Source organism: Micromonospora rubida (genome assembly GCF_009908295.1).
Taxonomy (GTDB): domain Bacteria; phylum Actinomycetota; class Actinomycetes; order Mycobacteriales; family Micromonosporaceae; genus Micromonospora; species Micromonospora rubida.
In genome coordinates this window covers 157,161-174,823 of the sequence record NZ_JAAALO010000006.1, presented here as the reverse complement: position 1 = coordinate 174,823, position 17,663 = coordinate 157,161, and the positions used below count along the sequence as shown (strand labels likewise).

10 protein-coding genes are annotated in these 17,663 nt (G+C 74.7%); 7 read left to right on the top strand and 3 right to left on the bottom strand.

The window, feature by feature from the left end:
- Genes trpA through GVV04_RS22610 form a run of 3 tightly spaced genes read left to right on the top strand, consistent with a single transcriptional unit; the run spans position 1 to position 3,298 of the window.
- On the top strand, positions 1 to 804 hold the full coding sequence (gene trpA, locus GVV04_RS22620; RefSeq protein WP_161690131.1) for a tryptophan synthase subunit alpha: 804 nt from the start codon (positions 1 to 3) through the stop codon (positions 802 to 804).
- Positions 805 to 864: 60 nt separating this feature from the next.
- Complete coding sequence (lgt, locus tag GVV04_RS22615; protein WP_161690129.1) at positions 865 to 2,094, top strand: prolipoprotein diacylglyceryl transferase; 1,230 nt, start codon at positions 865 to 867, stop codon at positions 2,092 to 2,094.
- Between the two features lie 16 nt (positions 2,095 to 2,110).
- Positions 2,111 to 3,298, top strand: coding sequence for an FAD-dependent oxidoreductase (locus tag GVV04_RS22610; RefSeq protein WP_161690127.1), 1,188 nt, complete (start codon positions 2,111 to 2,113; stop codon positions 3,296 to 3,298).
- Positions 3,299 to 3,413: 115 nt separating this feature from the next.
- Here GVV04_RS22610 and GVV04_RS22605 read toward each other — a convergent pair whose 3' ends face one another.
- Positions 3,414 to 4,265, bottom strand: coding sequence for a GNAT family N-acetyltransferase (locus GVV04_RS22605; RefSeq protein ID WP_161690125.1), 852 nt, complete (start codon positions 4,263 to 4,265; stop codon positions 3,414 to 3,416).
- Between the two features lie 145 nt (positions 4,266 to 4,410).
- Here GVV04_RS22605 and gltB point away from each other — a divergent pair, with 145 nt between their 5' ends.
- The gene (gene gltB, locus GVV04_RS22600; RefSeq protein WP_161690123.1) at positions 4,411 to 9,105 is read left to right on the top strand and encodes a glutamate synthase large subunit; all 4,695 of its coding nucleotides are present in this window, start codon (positions 4,411 to 4,413) and stop codon (positions 9,103 to 9,105) included.
- Positions 9,098 to 10,606: a glutamate synthase subunit beta gene (locus GVV04_RS22595; protein WP_161690121.1), complete on the top strand. Its 1,509-nt coding sequence runs from the start codon at positions 9,098 to 9,100 to the stop codon at positions 10,604 to 10,606. Before gltB ends, GVV04_RS22595 begins: the two co-directional genes overlap by 8 nt.
- A 698-nt stretch (positions 10,607 to 11,304) precedes the next feature.
- Here GVV04_RS22595 and GVV04_RS22590 read toward each other — a convergent pair.
- The gene (locus tag GVV04_RS22590) at positions 11,305 to 12,066 is read right to left on the bottom strand and encodes a TOPRIM nucleotidyl transferase/hydrolase domain-containing protein (RefSeq protein WP_201753949.1); all 762 of its coding nucleotides are present in this window, start codon (positions 12,064 to 12,066) and stop codon (positions 11,305 to 11,307) included.
- A 387-nt stretch (positions 12,067 to 12,453) separates the two neighbouring features.
- Complete coding sequence (locus GVV04_RS22585) at positions 12,454 to 13,998, bottom strand: M1 family metallopeptidase (protein ID WP_161690119.1); 1,545 nt, start codon at positions 13,996 to 13,998, stop codon at positions 12,454 to 12,456.
- 200 nt (positions 13,999 to 14,198) lie between these two features.
- Between GVV04_RS22585 and GVV04_RS22580 the strand changes: the two genes are divergently transcribed.
- Positions 14,199 to 14,999 carry an SGNH/GDSL hydrolase family protein gene (locus GVV04_RS22580; RefSeq protein ID WP_161690117.1) on the top strand — a complete coding sequence of 267 codons (801 nt, stop codon included), beginning with the start codon at positions 14,199 to 14,201 and terminating at the stop codon, positions 14,997 to 14,999.
- 138 nt (positions 15,000 to 15,137) lie between these two features.
- Entirely contained in the window at positions 15,138 to 17,663 is a 2,526-nt protein-coding gene (locus tag GVV04_RS22575) for an FtsK/SpoIIIE domain-containing protein (protein ID WP_161690115.1), read from the top strand.

Genomic DNA, 17,663 nt, shown 5'->3' with positions numbered 1-17,663 from the left:
GTGAGCCGGATCGGGGTGGCGTTCGACAAGGCCCGGGCCGACGGGCGGGCCGTGCTGGTGGGCTGCATGCCGGCCGGGTTCCCGACGGTCGAGGGCAGCATCGCCGCGATGACCGCGATGGTCGACGCCGGGGTGGACGTCATCGAGGTGGAGATCCCGTACTCCGACCCGGTGATGGACGGCCCGGTGATCCAGAAGGCCAGCGACATCGCCCTGGCCGGCGGCGTCCGGGTCGCCGACGCGCTGCGCATCGTCGAGGCGGTCGCGGCCACCGGCGCCCCGGTGGTCACCATGACCTACTGGAACCCGATCGAGCAGTACGGCGTCGACGCGTTCGCCCGGGACATGGCCGCGGCCGGCGGCACCGGCCTGATCACCCCCGACCTGATCCCCGACGAGGCCGACGAGTGGCTGGCCGCCTCGGACGCGCACGGGCTGGACCGCACCTTCCTGGTCTCCCCGTCGTCCACCGACGCGCGGCTCAAGATGACCGTGGAGCACTGCCGCGGCTTCGTCTACGCCACCGCGATCATGGGCGTCACCGGCGCCCGGGCGCAGACCTCCGACGCGGCCCCCGTCCTGGTCTCCCGGCTGCGTGAGGTCACCGAACTGCCGGTCGGCGTGGGGCTCGGCGTCGGCACCGGTGCGCAGGCCGGCACGGTCGCCGGTTACGCCGACGGGGTGATCGTCGGCAGCGCGCTGGTCCGTTGCCTGCTCGACGCGCCCGACCCGGCCGCCGGCCTGGCCGCCCTGCGCGCCCTGAGCGCCGAACTCGCCGACGGGGTGCGAAACCCGCGTCGCTGACGCCCCGGTCACCCGACCGGGGTGCCGCTGCGGCGGTGCACAGCGGTAGCGTGTGCACCCGTGACCCTCGCCTCGACGATTCCCCAGGCGGCCCTGCCGAGCCCCAGCACGGCCGTCTGGCAGCTCGGCCCGCTGCCGCTGCGGGCGTACGCGCTCTGCATCATCGCCGGCATCGTGGTGGCCTGCGTGGTCACCGAGCGCCGGCTGCGCCAGCGCGGCGTCGCCCCCGGTGCGGTCCTCGACATCGCCGTCTGGGCGGTGCCCACCGGCATCATCGGCGCCCGGATCTACCACGTGATCACCTCCCCGGAGAAATACTTCGGCGCCGGCGGCGAGCCGCTCAAGGCGTTCGCCATCTGGGAGGGCGGCCTGGGCATCTGGGGCGCGGTGGCCGGCGGGGCGCTCGGCGCCTGGTTCGCCGCCCGTCAGCTCGGCATCCCGTTCACCGTGGTGGCCGACGCGCTCGCCCCGGGGTTGCCGCTGGCCCAGGCCGTCGGTCGGCTCGGCAACTGGTTCAACAACGAGCTCTACGGCGGCCTGACGACCCTGCCCTGGGGGCTGCGGGTGCACGACATGGACCCGAGCAACCCCGGCCACGCGAAGACCATCGACGGCGAGCCGGTGCTGCTGCCCGGGCTGTACCACCCGACGTTCCTCTACGAGGCGCTGTGGAACGTCGGCGTCGCCGCCCTGGTCCTCTTCCTCGACCGGAAGCTGCGCCTCGGCAAGGGGCGGGCGTTCGCGCTCTACGTGATGGGCTACACCGCCGGCCGGTTCTGGATCGAGCTGATGCGTACCGACGAGGCCACCCACATCCTGGGCGTCCGGCTCAACGTCTTCACGGCCGCCCTGGTCTTCGTCGGCGCGCTGATCTACTTCCTGCGGGTCCGTGGTCCCCGGGAATACCTGGTCCCGATCGGCGGGCCCGCCTCCGCCCCGGCCGCCACCGGCGGCGACGTCTCCCAGGTCGACCTGTCCCAGCGGGGGGCCGGCGCGCAGGCGACCGCCCCGGAGGGGTACCGGGTGGTCAGCGAGGAGCAGTTCCGCGCGTACCGGGACACGGGCGTGGCCCCCGACGCGGCCGTCGTCGACGACGACATGCCGGGCCCCGGCGGGCCCGCCCCGGCCGTGGACGACGACACTCCGGGCCCTGGGGCGACCGGGGACGACGCGCCGGACGACCGCGAGGCGGGCGAAGTGCCGGCGGGCGAAGTGCCGGCGGGCGATGTGCCGGCGGGCGACGAGCGGGCCGGCACGACCGGCCCGCGCGCCACCGACCGGGAGAGCTGAGCGGGGGAGGGGCGGCATGCGTACCGCGGTGGTGGTCGGGGCTGGGATCGGCGGCCTCGCGGTCGCCGGCGCGCTCGCCAGGTCCGGGTGGCAGGTCACCCTCCTGGAGCGCGCCGACCGGGTCCGCCCGGACCCGACGGCCGTCGTGCTCTGGCCCAACGGGGTACGCGCGCTGCGCGCCCTCGGCCTCGGCGCGGGCCTGGACGCGATCGCCACCCCGCTGCCCGACGGCGGGATACGCCGGCCGGACGGGCACTGGCTGGTGCAGCCCCGCCCCACCCCGGCCGACCGGATGCCGGTGGTGGTGCACCAGGAGGACCTGCACGACGCGCTGATCGCCGGCCTCGGCGAGCGGGTGGAGCTGCGCACCGGCGTGACGGTGCGCACGGTCCGGGCCGAGCCCGGTGAACGGCCGTCGGTCGGCGACGGCCGGCAGCGCTTCGAGGCCGACCTGGTGATCGGGGCGGACGGCACCGACAGCGAGATCCGCCGGCAGTTGGCCCCCGAGGCCGGGGTGGTCAGCTCCGGCTGCGCCGCGTGGCGGGCGGTCATTCCCTGGTACCGGGCGCCCCGGCTCCCGGCGGACCAGCCGGTCGGCGGGGAGACCCTGGGCGCCGGGTACCGGTTCGTGGCCGCCTCGCTGGGCGAACGCGGCTCGTCCGGCGGGTCGAGCCGGGGCGGCATCTACTGGGTGGCCACCGCGGCCGGAGCGCCCCGGCCGGAGTCCCCGGAGACCCAGCTCGCGCTGCTCCGCCGCTGGTACGCCGGCTGGCCCGCCCCGATCGGCGAGCTGCTCGACGCCACCGACCCGGCCGACGTGGTCCAGCAGGAGATCCGCGAGCTGCGCCCGCTGCCCCGCGCCTACGGCTTCCCGGCCGGGCCGGGCGGGGTGGTGCTGCTGGGCGACGCCGCCCACGCCATGCCCCCGCACCTGGGGCAGGGCGCCTGCCTGGCCTTCGAGGACGCCGCCACGCTCGCCTCGCTGCTGCGCGAGGCCCGCCTCCCGGACGCGGTGGCCACGTACGACCGGCTGCGCCGGCCCCGGGCGGCGACCGTGGTCCGGCAGACCCGACGGATGTCGGCGGTGCTCCAGGCCCGTGGCCGGCTCGCCCTGCGGGCCCGGGACGCCGCCCTGGGCACCATCAGCCCCCGCCTGCTCTCCACCGCGGCCTCCGTCGCCGCCCAGTGGCGCCCCCCGTCCTGACCGGCTCACCTGACCGGGCCCGCCGGCCCGCCTGACCGTCCGGCCCGCCTGACCGGGCGGGCCGGCCCGTTCCGGTCAGGCTGCGGGCACCGGGGAACCGGGCGACGCGGTGTGCTCAGATGAGGGCGGCGGGCTCCGCGATGCAGGCGGTGCCGACCCGGCGGAAGCCGACCCGGACGTAGACCCGGGCGATCTCCTCGCTGCCGGCGGAGAGGAACACCAGGTCGGTGCCGGCGGCGCGCAACGCCTGGGCGAGGGCGGCGGTGACCGCCGCGCCGAGGCCCCGGCGGCGGGCCGCCGGCAGGGTGGCGACCCCGGCGATCTCGGCCACCTCCCCGACCCGCATCGCCATCCCGCTGGCCAGCGGACCCTCGGCGGGCGTCCCGGCGAGCGCGGACAGCCGGCGGCCGTCGGCGACGTGGGCCCGCTCCTCCTCCAGCGCCGCCATGTCCAGCTCGGTGACCGCGGCGTCCCGGTGCGCCGGGCCGGCCTCGCCCCGGGCGGTGCCGGCGGCGGAGAACCCGACCGCGGCGACCGCCCGGCGGGCGGCCACGTCGGCGGCGAAGCCGGGCGTGTCGGGGTCCAGCAGCCACACCGGTACGTCGGTGAACTCCTCGGGGACGGCCAGCGCGGCCGGGTCGAGCACCATCAGCGGGGCCTCCAGCACGGCCAGCCCCGCCGAGCGGGCCACCGCCAGCAGGTCCGGGCTGCGCTCGTGCACCCACTCGAACGCCTCCGGCAGGCCCAGCTCACGCTGCCGCTCCCGTACGGCGGTCACGTCGGCCAGCGAGGGCGGCTCGGTGGCGTCCAGGCGGGGCCGGGCGTAGAACGGCCAGCCCGCCCCTTCGCGGACGAACAGCACCAGGGGGCCGAATTCCTCCGCCCGGGCGGAGTCCCGGGGCACCCCGTCGTAGAAGTGCTCCAGCCGGTCGAACGTCGCAGTCGTCTCAGCGCGTACGTGATCCACCGCGCGAGACTACCGTTCCCAGCATCTGGAAGTGTGATCAATCTGAACTGGCCTTGCGTCGCAACCCCTAACGTAGACTCAATAGACCCATAAGGGCCGACGTCGTCCCGACCATGATCCAACCTGAGTGACGACAGGAGGCCCGGTGGCCTTTCCGTACCCTCCCAGCCAGCAGTCGGCCCCGCGCGCGACCGGGCTCTACGACCCCGCGCACGAGCACGACGCGTGCGGGGTGGCCTTCGTGGCGGACCTCTACGGCCGGCGCTCCCACGCGGTCGTGGCCAACGGTCTCGGCGCCCTGCTCCGGTTGGATCATCGGGGCGCCCGAGGCGCGGAGCACAACACCGGCGACGGCGCCGGCATCATGATCCAGGTGCCGGACGCGTACCTGCGCGCGGTGGTCGACTTCCCGCTGCCGCCCGCCGGCGAGTACGCCACCGGCCTGGTCTTCCTGCCGACCGACGACGCCGGCGAGGCCCGCGCCCGCCGGGTGCTGGAGAAGTACGCCCTGGTCGAGGGCGCGGAGATCCTGGGCTGGCGGGACGTGCCGACCGACCCGAGCGGCCTCGGTGAGACCGCGCTCGCGGCGCTGCCCCGGGTCCGGCAGGTCTTCCTCGCCGCGCGCCGGCTCACCGACACCCCGGCCGGCCCGGCCGGCTCCCCGCTGTCCGGCCTCGACCTGGACCGGGTGGCGTTCTGCGTGCGCAAGCAGTCCGAGCGGGAGACCGTCGAGCGGGGCGTGCCCGCGTACTTCCCGTCGCTGTCCGGGCGGACCATGGTTTTCAAGGGGATGCTCACCCCCGACCAGCTTCCCGAGTTCTTCCCCGACCTGACCGACGAGCGGGTCGACAGCGCCATCGCGCTGGTGCACTCCCGGTTCTCCACCAACACGTTCCCGTCCTGGCCGCTGGCCCACCCGTACCGGCTCATCGCCCACAACGGCGAGATCAACACGATCCGCGGCAACCGGAACTGGATGCAGGCCCGCGAGGCGCTGCTGCGCAGCCCCAACCTGCCCGGCAACATCCGCCGGGTCTTCCCGGTCTGCACCCCCGCCGCCTCCGACTCGGCGAACTTCGACGAGGTCCTGGAGCTGCTGCACCTGGCCGGGCGCAGCCTGCCGCACGCGGTGCTGATGATGATTCCCGAGGCGTGGGAGAACGACCCGGACATGCGCGCCGACAAGCGCGCCTTCTACCGGTTCCACGCCAGCCTGATGGAGCCGTGGGACGGGCCGGCGTCGGTCGCGTTCACCGACGGTGAGGTTGTCGGGGCGGTGCTGGACCGCAACGGCCTGCGCCCGGGCCGCTGGTGGCGCACCGCCGACGGGCTGGTGGTGCTCGGCAGCGAGGCGGGCGTGCTCGACCTCGACCCGGCCACCGTGGTCGCCAAGGGGCGACTCCAGCCGGGCAAGATGTTCCTGGTCGACACGGTCGCCGGCCGGATCGTCTCCGACGACGAGATCAAGACGGAGCTGGCCGCCGCGCGGCCGTACCAGGATTGGCTGCACGCCGGGCTGATCGACCTGGCCGACCTGCCGCCGCGCGAGCACACCGTCTACACCCACGACTCGGTGCGCCGCCGGCAGCAGACGTTCGGGTACTCCGAGGAGGAACTGAAGATCCTCCTCGGGCCGATGGCCCGCACCGGCGCCGAGCCGCTCGGCTCGATGGGCACCGACACGCCGATCGCCCCGCTCTCGACCCGGCCCCGGCTGCTCTACGACTACTTCCACCAGCTCTTCGCCCAGGTCACGAACCCGCCGCTGGACGCCATCCGGGAGGAGCTGGTGACCAGCCTCCAGCACACCATCGGCGCGGAGGGCAACCTGCTCGACCCGGGCCCGGCGAGCTGCCGGCAGATCGTGGTGCCGTACCCGGTGATCGACAACGACGAGCTGGCCAAGATCCTCTCCATCGACGAGGACGGCGACCTGCCCGGCTTCAAGGCCGTGCGGGTCTCCGGGCTGTACCGGGTCCGCGACGGCGGGGCCGGGATCAAGGCCCGGCTCACCGAGATCTGCCGGCACGTCTCCGAGGCGATCGAGGACGGCGTGCGCATCCTGGTGCTCTCCGACCGGGACTCCAACGCCGACCTCGCCCCGATCCCGTCGCTGCTGCTCACCGCCGCCGTGCATCAGCACCTGGTGCGCGAGCAGACCCGTACCCAGGTGGCGCTGATCGTCGAGTCCGGCGACTGCCGCGAGGTGCACCACGCGGCCGTGCTGATCGGGTACGGCGCCGCGGCCGTCAACCCCTACCTGGCGTTCGAGTCGGTGGAGGACATGATCGCCACCGGTGCCCTGGCCGGCGTGGAGCCGGTCAAGGCGGTGCGCAACTACGTCAAGGGGCTCGGCAAGGGCGTCCTGAAGATCATGTCGAAGATGGGCATCTCCACCGTCTCGTCGTACTGCGGGGCGCAGGTGTTCGAGGCCGTCGGCCTGGACACCCGCCTCGTCCAGCGGTACTTCCGGGGCACCCCGAGCACCATCGGCGGCATCGGGCTGGACGGCATCCACGCCGAGGTGGCCGCCCGGCACTCGCTGGCCTGGCCGGCGCCGGGCGCCGTGGCGTCCGACCGGCTGGAGGTCGGCGGCGAGTACCAGTGGCGCCGCGAGGGCGAGCTGCACCTGTTCAACCCGGAGACGGTCTTCCTGCTCCAGCACGCCACCCGCAGCCGCCAGTACGACGTGTTCCGCCAGTACACGGCGAAGGTCGACGAGCTGGCCGCGAAGGCCGGCTCGCTGCGCGGCCTGTTCACCCTGCGCACCGGGGTCCAGCCGCCGGTGCCGCTGGACGAGGTCGAGCCGGCCACCGAGATCGTCAAGCGGTTCGCCACCGGCGCCATGTCGTACGGGTCGATCTCGGCCGAGGCGCACGAGACCCTCGCCATCGCGATGAACCGCCTCGGCGGCAAGTCCAACACCGGCGAGGGCGGCGAGGACGCCGAGCGCCTGCACGACCCGCAGCGCCGCTCCGCGGTGAAGCAGATCGCCAGCGGCCGGTTCGGTGTGACCAGCGAATACCTGGTCAACGCCGACGATCTCCAGATCAAGATGGCCCAGGGCGCGAAGCCCGGCGAGGGTGGACAGCTCCCCGGCAACAAGGTCTGGCCGTGGATCGCCCGGACCCGGCACGCCACCCCGGGCGTCGGCCTGATCTCCCCGCCGCCGCACCACGACATCTACTCGATCGAGGACCTGGCCCAGCTCGTCCACGACCTCAAGTGCGTCAACCCGGCAGCCCGGGTGCACGTCAAGCTGGTCAGCGAGGTCGGCGTCGGCACGGTCGCGGCCGGCGTGGCGAAGCTCAAGGCCGACGTCATCCTGATCTCCGGCCACGACGGCGGCACCGGCGCGTCCCCGCTGAACTCGCTCAAGCACGCCGGCACCCCGTGGGAGCTGGGGCTGGCCGAGGCGCAGCAGACCCTGCTGCTCAACAAACTCCGCGACCGGGTCACCGTGCAGGTCGACGGTCAGCTCAAGACCGGCCGGGATGTGCTGGTCGCGGCGCTGCTCGGCGCCGAGGAGTTCGGCTTCGCCACCGCCCCGCTGATCGTCGAGGGTTGCGTGATGATGCGGGTCTGCCACCTGGACACCTGCCCCGTCGGCATCGCCACCCAGAATCCGGTGCTGCGCGAGCGGTTCACCGGCAAGCCGGAGTTCGTGGAGAACTTCTTCCTCTTCCTCGCCGAGGAGGTCCGGGGGTACCTTGCCGAGCTGGGTTTCCGCACCATCGAGGAGGCCATCGGCCGCGTCGAGCTGCTCGACGTCGTCGGCGCCATCGACCACTGGAAGGCCCAGGGCCTCGACCTCGGCCGCGTACTGCACCTGCCGGAGCTGCCGGCCGGCGCCGCCCGGCGTGGCGTGCGGGCCCAGGACCACGGGCTGGAGCTGGCGCTGGACAACGAGCTGATCGCCCTCGCCGGGCCGGCGCTCACCGACGGCACGCCGGTGCGGGTCGAGGTGGCGGTGCGCAACGAGCACCGCAGCGTCGGCGCGATGCTCGGCGGCGAGGTCACCCGCCGCTTCGGCGGGGCCGGCCTGCCCGCCGACACCATCGAGTTCCTGCTGCGCGGCACCGCCGGGCAGTCGTTCGGCGCGTTCCTGCCCAGCGGCGTCACCCTGCGCCTGCACGGCGACGCCAACGACTACGTCGCCAAGGGCCTGTCCGGCGGCCGGATCGTCGTCCGCCCGGACGCCGCCGCGCCGTTCGTCGAGGGCGAGGCCATGCCGGGCGAGCGCGCCGAGGACCAGATCATCGCCGGCAACACCATCCTGTACGGGGCCACCGCAGGCGAGGTCTTCCTGCGCGGCCGGGTCGGCGAGCGGTTCGCGGTGCGCAACTCCGGTGCGGTGGCGGTCGTCGAGGGCGTCGGCGACCACGGCTGCGAGTACATGACCGGCGGTACGGTGGTGGTGCTCGGCGAGACCGGGCGCAACTTCGCGGCCGGGATGTCCGGCGGCACCGCGTTCGTCTGGAACCTCGACCGGCGCCGGATCAACACGGAGCTGGTCGACCTGTCGCCGCTGCGCGACGAGGAGCGGGACCGGCTGCACGAGCTGGTGCACCGGCACTTCGCCGAGACCGGCTCGGCGGTCGCCGAGGCGCTGCTGAAGCGCTGGCCGGAGGCGGTGGAGGAGTTCAGCGCCGTGGTGCCCCGGGACTACCGCCGGGTGTTGGAGATCATGCGAGCCGCCGAAGCCGCCGGCCGTGACGTCGACGACGCGGTGATGAGCGCGCTGGCGGCGACAGCCGCCCCAGCGGCGCCGTCGGCGCCAACCGATGCGTCCATGCCGCCCGCCCCGCGGGCAGTCGTCCAGGAGGTGGCTCGTGCCTGACCCGAACGGTTTCCTGCGTTACCACCGGCGGCTGCCCGCGCGCCGCCCGGTGCCGGTGCGGATCAGCGACTGGCGGGAGGTGTACCCGCCGGCCGGCGAGGACCTCGTCCGCGAGCAGGCCACCCGGTGCATGGACTGCGGCATCCCGTTCTGCCACGACGGCTGCCCGCTGGGCAACCGCATCCCGGACTGGAACGACCTGGTACGGACCGGTAGCTGGGATGCGGCGGTGGAGTCGCTGCACGCCACCAACAACTTCCCCGAGTTCACCGGCCGGCTCTGTCCGGCCCCGTGCGAGGCCGCCTGCGTCCTCGGCATCGGTGGCGGCGACCCGGTCACCATCAAGCAGGTCGAGGTGGAGATCGCCGACGCGGCGGTGACCCGGGGCGGGCTGGAACCCCGCCCGGTGGCGGCCCCGACCGGCCGCTCGGTCGCCGTGGTCGGCTCCGGCCCGGCCGGCCTGGCCGCCGCCCAGCAGCTGGCCCGCGCCGGCCACGCCGTGACGGTGTACGAGCGCGACGACGCGATCGGCGGCCTGCTCCGGTACGGCATCCCCGACTTCAAGCTGGAGAAGCAGCACATCGACCGGCGGCTGGCCCAGTTGGCGGCCGAGGGCGTGCGGTTCCGCACCGGGGTGAACGTCGGCGTCGACGTGACCGCCGAGCAGCTGCGCGAGGCGCACGACGCGGTGCTGCTCGCCTGCGGCGCGCTCCAGGGCCGGGACACCCCCGAGACCCCGGGGCGGGAACTGCGCGGCGTGCACCAGGCGATGACGCACCTGGTCGCGGCGAACCGGGTGGTCGCTGCGGCCGGCGAGGGCAGGCCGGCGCTCGCCGTGCTGCCCGACGGCACCCCGATCGACGCGGCCGGCAAGCACGTGGTGATCATCGGCGGCGGCGACACCGCCGCGGACTGCCTCGGCGTGGCCCACCGCCAGGGCACGGCCGGGGTGCACCAGCTCGACCTGTACCCGGAGCCGCCGCACTCCCGCGACGCCGACCGGGACCCGTGGCCGACCTGGCCGTGGCTGCTGCGCAACTACCCGGCGCACGAGGAGGGCGGCGACCGGGTGTTCGCCGCGGCCGTGCAGGAGTTCGTCGACGACGGCACCGGGCAGGTGAAGTCCGTCCGGATCGCCGAGGTGAGCGTCGAGAAGCGCGACGGCCGTCGGATCGTCACCCCGTTGCCCGGCTCGGAGCGGGAACTCCCGGCGGACCTGGTGCTGCTGGCGATCGGCTTCGAGGGCACCGAGCGGCAGCCACTGCTGGAGCAGTTCGGGGTCAGCCGCAACGCCCGGGGCGCGATCGACGCCCGGCCGGACTGGCAGACCGACGCCGACGGCGTCTTCGTCGCCGGGGACATGCACCGGGGTGCCTCGCTGATCGTCTGGGCGATCGCCGAGGGGCGCGCGGCGGCTGCCGCGATCCACGCGTACCTGGGCGGGGTGGGCGAGCTGCCCGCCCCGGTCGACCCCGCGCGGCAGCCCTTGGCCGCCCGCTGACCTGCGGAGCCCTCTGACGGCCGGCGGGCCGTGTCCTCGTGTCCCGGGCCCGCCGGCCGTGTCCTCGTGTTCCGGGCCCGCCGGCCGTGTCCTTGTGTTCCGGGCCCGCCGGCCGTGTCCTCGGCCGGCCCGGTCTGGGGCGACCGTTGGCGGCTACTCGGGGCGGTTCGTGTGGTGCTGGCTCTTCACGGGCTGCTGGCCGCGTAGTGCCTATGGAGCTGCCCCGTTTGTGCGCCCAGGGCCGCCGTGGCGGTCCGATGCGGCCTGCGGGCCGAGTAGACCGCAGACCGGCATCCGGCCCGGGACGGGGCTGGCGCAGGGACGGCCGTTCCGCCGTGGTGGGGTCTCCGCCGGCCGTCCCGTCGTGGTGGGGCCTCCTGACGGCGGTCCCGTCGTGGTGGGGCCTCCGTCAACCGTCCCTCTCACCGGTAGCGTGGACGGGGCAGCTCCAAAGGGCTCCGCGTCGGGTCGTCCGTCTCGGGCCTGTCCCGCCGGGCCAGTAGTGGTCGATCATCGACGACCTGCCGGTTGAGCCCGGCGAGTCGGCTCCAGGCCGGCCTGCCCCGGCAGCGGGCGTGACCGGCACAGGCGCAATCGCCGGAATCGACGGTCGGCCGACGGTCAACGGTCAACGGTCAACGGAAGCCGCTACGGTCACGGGCCGCGTCTTGAGCCGAATCCGCAGCTGCCGTGGCAGATCATGTGCGTTCCCGGCCGGCGGCCCCGGCATGAGTGGGCTGCGCAGTGGGCTGCCTTTCGGGCCGATGGTCGAGGGCCTCACCGTCGATGGGCCGAACGGCGGTGAGCAGCGCGTCGAGCGGCCGAGGCAGGGCATCCCGGCCAATCGCCGCCTCGACGAGCAGCCGGGCGTAGCGCAGCTTGCGGCGCGAGCCGCTGCTCAGGAACCGCCGCATCTGCGCTTCGGGTTCCCTGCCGCGCCAGGCGGGTTGGCTCTGCAACGAGCGGAACGACCCGAGGTCGCCCTGCGAGTCGAAGAGCGCCTCGACGTCGGCGCTGCCCACGGCGCGGATCAGCTCGTCCTCCAGATCGTCGACGCAGACGTAGAACCCGAGGTGCTCCATGTCGGTGCGCGTGTGGGGTGGGCCGGCATGGGCCGCGTCCAGTCCGCGCCGGAAAATCTCCTCCTCGTGCAGGTCACACAGGCCGGCAAGTCGCACCTGGGCACCCAGCGGGCCCAGCCTCGTCAGGAAGCGGCCGATCGCATGCGCCCCGCCGATCGGCAGGATCACGACTCGCTCCGCATCGAGATCCCGGCCGCGCCCCACGGCGGCCGTCTCCAGGGCGATCTGGTCGCTGATGCCCTCGACGAGCACCACTGCCACGGCGTTGTCGACCTTCGCCAGGGCGCGGGCCGTCGCCTGGGTCGGGGCGGCGGGGCCACTCACGTAGCCAGCGAGCGCCCTGCGGGCAAGCTCACGGCGGTTGGCGACATCCATCATGGTTCCCCCGGTCAGCACCCCACGCGTCCCACGCCTCCGCGATCACCTGGGGGTCGCGAACAGCACGATCGCGGCCATGGCCGCAATCATCGGTGCTGCGCGGGACGGCCGACAAGCGATTAACGACACCCGCACCCATGGGCCACGGAAGCGGTGCCAACCGCGTCGAGCAGCCGCTGCCGCATACGTCGAGTGGAGGGGAGGAAGCCAGCAGCTTGGCTTCCTCCCCTCCCTCGTTGACCCCGATCCCCATGCCGCTGGCGAGCCACGCGTCACGGCTGTCGAGACCGTCCACGAAAGACTGCGCGCGTAGCCGGGCACGCCCGTTGCCGAGGCCCTCGAACCACTGCGGTGCCGGTGCCTGCGCCCGTGCCCGGGGTGCTGGGGTCAGTGGGCGAGCAGGCGGTGGGACTCGCGGAGCGTGGCCCACGACTTCGGCTCGGCCGGCGCGGCGGCGGTGCGGGCGGCGGCCCCACCGGACAGCTCCGGGCGTCCCCTGGTGAACAGCCAGGTGGTGAACACCGCGTCCAGGTCCTGGCCGGAGACCTGCTCGGCGAGGGCCTGGAACTGCTCGACGGTGCCGGTGCCGTGCCGGTGGGCGGCGGTCCACTGCGGCAGGATCCGGAAGAACGCGTCGTCGCCGACGGCCAGCCGGATCTGGTGCAGGGCCATCGCGCCCCGGTCGTAGACCGCGCCGTCGAAGACGTTGTCCGCGCCCGGGTCACCCGGCCGGACCTGCCAGAAGCCGTCGTCGGCCGGGTAGGTCGCGTAGGTGAAGTCGAACAGCTCCTGCGCGGTTCCCTCGCCCTGCTCCTCCGACCACAGCCACTCGGCGTACGAGGCGAAGCCCTCGTTGAGCCAGATGTGCCGCCAGTCCGCCACCGAGACCGAGGCGCCGAACCACTGGTGGGCGTTCTCGTGGACGACCACGTAGGTGTTGGACCCGCGCCGCCAGAAACCCGGCCCGTACACCGGGCGGGACTGCGTCTCCAGGGCGAAGCCGATGCCGTCGACCGGCCCGGCCACGCCGCCCTGCGCCTCGAACGGGTACGGCCCGAAGACCGTGCTCTCCCAGTCGACGATCTCGGCGGTCCGCTCGATGCTGGCCCGCGCCGCGGGCGCGAGCGGCCCCAGCGTGGTGCTGTACGCGTTGACCACCGGCTGCCCGTTCGGGGCGGTGTCGGTGACGATGTCGTACTGCCCGACGGCCAGGAACGACTCGTACGCCGCGCCGGGGCTGGTGCTGCGCCAGCTCCACCGCATCCGGTTGCCCGCCTCGGCCAGTGGCGGGCGCGGCTGCACGCCGTTGCTGATGACCTCGACGCCGGCCGGCACCGACACCGAGACGTCCCAGTTCGCCTTGTCGAGGGGGTGGTCGTTGCTCGGGTACCACCACCAGGCCGACTCGGGCTCGTTCACGGCCATCCCGCCGTCGGACGTGCGGGTCCAGCCGCTGTAGCCGTTGACCCGGGTCGTCGACGGCACCCCGGCGTACTTCACCACGATGGTCAGGGACTGGCCCTTGACGATCGGCCGGGGCGCGGTGATCGCCAACTCGTGGACGCCCTCCCGGGCGAAGGTGGCCGACCAGCCGTTGACCCGCACCGACTCGACGCCGAGCACGAAGTCCAGGTTGAACCGGGACAGGTCCTGGGTGGCCCGGGCCAGGATCGTGGTGGTGCCGCTGAGCTGGTCGGTGGCCGGCTCGTAGCGCAGCCGGATGTCGTAGTGGTCGACGTCGTAGCCGCCGTTGCCGTAGTCGGGGAAGTAGCTGTCGCCCAGGCCTGGGCTGCCGGGGGTCGGCGCGGCGGGGGCGAGGGCCGGCCGGCCCCAGCCCGATCGGGCGGCGGCCTGGCCGGGGGCGACGGTCATGGCCGTGCCGGCGGTGGTGACGGTCAGGGCGGCGATGGCCGCCGCGAGAACTCGTCGCACGAGGTGGACTCCCTCCGTCGGGGGTGTACGCACGATCAATTTAATCGACGGTTGTGAACATGTGTGTCCCGCAGGCGAGTTCCCCGATCTATTCCTTCTATCCAGATGTTTCGATAGCATTACCGTCCAGTAACAACCACCAGCCTTGGCCACGCGCGCGGTTCCGAGGATCCACCACCCCTGTCCCGTGGAGGTTCTCCATGCCCCAACGCCCGCTGGCCCGCGCCCTGACCGCGCTGGTCGCCGTCCTCACCGCCGCCGTCGGGGCGGCGGCCGTCCCCGGCGCCGCCCACGCTGCCGCAGCCGTCAACTACGTGGCCCTCGGCGACTCGTACTCCTCCGGCGTCGGCGCCGGCCCGTACGACCTGTCCACCTGCCTGCGCAGCGAGAAGTCGTACGCCCCGCTCTGGGCCGCCGCCCACCAGGTGACCAGCTTCAAGTTCCCGGCCTGTGGCGGCGCGGTCACCGCCGACGTCATCGACAGCCAGGTGAGCACGCTGAGCACCGGCACCACCCTGGTCACCATCACCATCGGCGGCAACGACGCCGGCTTCGCCGACGTCATCACCAGCTGCCGGTTCGGCAGCACCAGCAAATGCACGGACGCGGTGAACGAGGCGAAGGCCTTCGCCACCGGCGAGCTGCCCGGCCGGCTCGACCGCACCTACGCCGCGATCCGCGACCGGGCCCCGAACGCCCGGCTGATCGTGCTCGGCTACCCGCGACTGTTCGAGACCGGCTCGTGCGGGCTGCTCGCGATGAGCACCTACAAGCGCACCATCCTCAACGAGGCCGCCGACCTGCTCGCCTCGGTCACCGCCGGCCGGGCCGCCGCAGCCGGGGCCACCTTCGCCGACACCCGCCCGTACTTCGCCGGGCACGGCGTCTGCGCCGCCGCGCCGTGGATCCGCGACATCAGCGGCGTCATCGAGGCGTACCACCCGAACGCCGACGGCTACCGCCACGGCTACCTGCCGGCGCTGACCGCCGTCATCGGCTGATCCGGGCCCGTCGGGGTCGCCCGGCCGGCCCCACGGGCGGAACGCCCGCCGCCGTCCTGACTGCGGGACTGTCCGTCGCCGCCACGCGTCCGTTAGGGTTCGCTGGATCGGACCGGCCATCGCGTGGGGGGAACAAGGGTGGGCAGGCTCGCGGCGGCGTACGGCCAGGCGGTCACCGCCCACCGGCAGGCCCGTGACCGGTTGGAACGGGCCCGGCTGTCCCTCGGCGCGCCACCGGCGGCCGTGAACGGCGCCGCCGAGGTCGTCGCCCGGCTGGCCCGCCTCGGCGGACGCCTCGCCGCTCCCACCCCCGGCGCGACCCCGCTGACCGAGGCGCCCGCCGGAGTCCGGGTCGGCGAGGCGACCACCCTGGACGGTGGCTTCCCGGTGCTCGTACCGCTCGGCGGCGGCTGCCACCTCACCGTCGACGCCGACGCCCGCGATCCCCGCGTCGGCGAGCTGCTGCGCGCGCTGGTGCTGCGACTGCTCGCCACCGCCCCGGCCGGCACGGTCCGGGTCGCCGGGATCGACACGGTGGCCTTCGGGGCCACCTTCCTGCCGCTGCGCCCGCTGCTCGACGCCGGGGTGCTCGCCCCGCCCGCCACCACCGCTGCCGAGGTCGCCGCGCTGCTCGACGAGGCCGAGCGGCACGCCCGGGCGGCGCAGCACGCGGCCCCGGCCGCCCGGGAGCTGCTGGTGCTGGTCGCCGCCGCAGCGCCCTCGCCCCCGGAGCTGGCCCGGCTCGCCGCGCTCACCCACGCCGGCCCGTCCGCCGCGGTCTGCGTGCTGCTCGCCGGCCACCCGCCGGCCGGCGCGGCCGACCCGCCGCGGCTGGGCGCGGCCACCGCGCTGCGGCTGATGCAGCGGTACGCCCACGTCGGCGACCCGCCCGGGCACCCGTTCAGCGGCGACGGCTCCGGGCTGGCCGCCCCCGTCGTGCTCGACGGCGACCTGCCGCCGGCCACCGTGGCCGCCCTCGCCGGGCACCTCGGCCCGGCTGTGCGCCGCGACGCCCCGCCCACCTTCGCCGACCTGCTGCCCGCCCGACGGTGGGCCGCATCGAGCGCCGCCGGGCTGTCCACCGTGGTCGGCCGGGCCGGGCGACAGCCGGTCACCGTCGCCTTCGACGACGCCACCCCGCACTGGCTGGTCGCCGGGCGCACCGGCGCCGGCAAGACCGTCTTCCTGCTCGACGTCCTCTACGGGCTGGCCGCCCGCTACTCCCCGGCGCAGCTCCAGCTCTGGCTGCTCGACTTCAAGGAGGGCGTCAGCTTCACCGAGTTCGTGCCCACCGAGCGGGATCCGTCCTGGCTGCCGCACGCCCGCGCCGTCGGCATCGAATCCGACCGGGAGTACGGCCTGGCCGTGCTGCGCGAGCTGCGCCGGGAACTGAACCGGCGGGCGGGCGTGCTGAAGCGGCACGGCGTCACCAAGCTCGCCGACCTGCCCGGCGACGCGACGGTGCCCCGGATCGTGGCGGTCGTCGACGAGTTCCAGGTGCTGCTCGCCGGCACCGACGCCGTGGCCCGGGAGGCCGTCGACCTGCTGGAGGAGTTGGCCCGCAAGGGCCGCTCGTACGGGGTGCACCTGGTGCTGGCCAGCCAGGCCACCGCCGGCATCGAGTCGCTGTACGGGCGTGCCGAGGCGATCTTCGGGCAGTTCCCGCTGCGGGTGGCGCTGCCTGGCGGCGCGGGGGCGCTCGACCCGCTCAACGGCGCAGCCAACGCGCTGCCGATCGGCGCGGCCGTGTTGAACACCGCCGCCGGGGCGGCCGGCGCCGACACCGTGGTCCGCTTCCCCGACGCGTACGCCGCCCGCGCCGACCTGGCCCGGCTGCGCCACGAGCTGTGGCGGGACCGGCCGGCCGGCGACGGACCCCCGGCCGTCTTCCGGGGGTACGAGCCCGCGCGGCTGGAGGACGATCCCACCTTCGCCGGCCTGCGCCCCGGTGTCGGGCCCCCGGTCGCCCTGATCGGCCGCACGGTCGACGTGGCCGGCAGCACGGCGTCGTTCACCCTGGACGCGACCCCGGGCCGGCACCTGGCCGTGGTCGGCACCTCGACCGCCGGCGCGGACGTGCTGCGGGCCGCCGCCCTCAGCCTCGCCCGGCAGCACGCGCCCGGCGAGGCCCGGTTCCTGCTCGCCCCGCTGGTCGCCGCCGGGGGCCCAGCGGCCGACGACATCGCCGCCGCGCTCGCCGCCGCCGGCCACCCGGTCGAGCGGCTCGACCAGGCCACCCTGCGGGACCGGCTCGCAGCCCTCGCCGCCACCCCGCCCGCCGGCCGGACCTATCTGGTGCTGTTCGGCGCGGACGCGGCGTCGGCCACCCTTGCCGGCACCGACCCGGTCACCTTCCGCTCCGGCCACGACGACCTGCGCGCCCTGCTGCGCGAGGGCCCGGCCAGCGGGGTGCACCTGCTCGGTTGGTGGCGCGGGCTGCGCCGGCTCGCCGACGACCTCGGCGGGTCGCACCACCGCGACGACGCCGCCTGCCTCGTCGCGCTGAACGTCCCGGGTGCGGAGCTGGCGCTGCACCTGGGCGAGCACGACCTCGCCCACACCCCGCGCGCCGACCGGGCGCTGCTGGTGGACCGGCACGACCAGCGCAACCGACTGATCGTGCCGTTCGCGTGGGCCGGGCACGAGCGGGACGAGGAGAGCTGA

Coding starts and splice junctions, on each gene's coding strand:
- GVV04_RS22610 (WP_161690127.1), top strand. CDS start 2,111: ATGCGTACCGCGGTGGTGGTCGGGGCTGGGATCGGCGGCCTCGCGGTC.
- GVV04_RS22590 (WP_201753949.1), bottom strand. CDS start 12,066: ATGATGGATGTCGCCAACCGCCGTGAGCTTGCCCGCAGGGCGCTCGCT.
- GVV04_RS22580 (WP_161690117.1), top strand. CDS start 14,199: ATGCCCCAACGCCCGCTGGCCCGCGCCCTGACCGCGCTGGTCGCCGTC.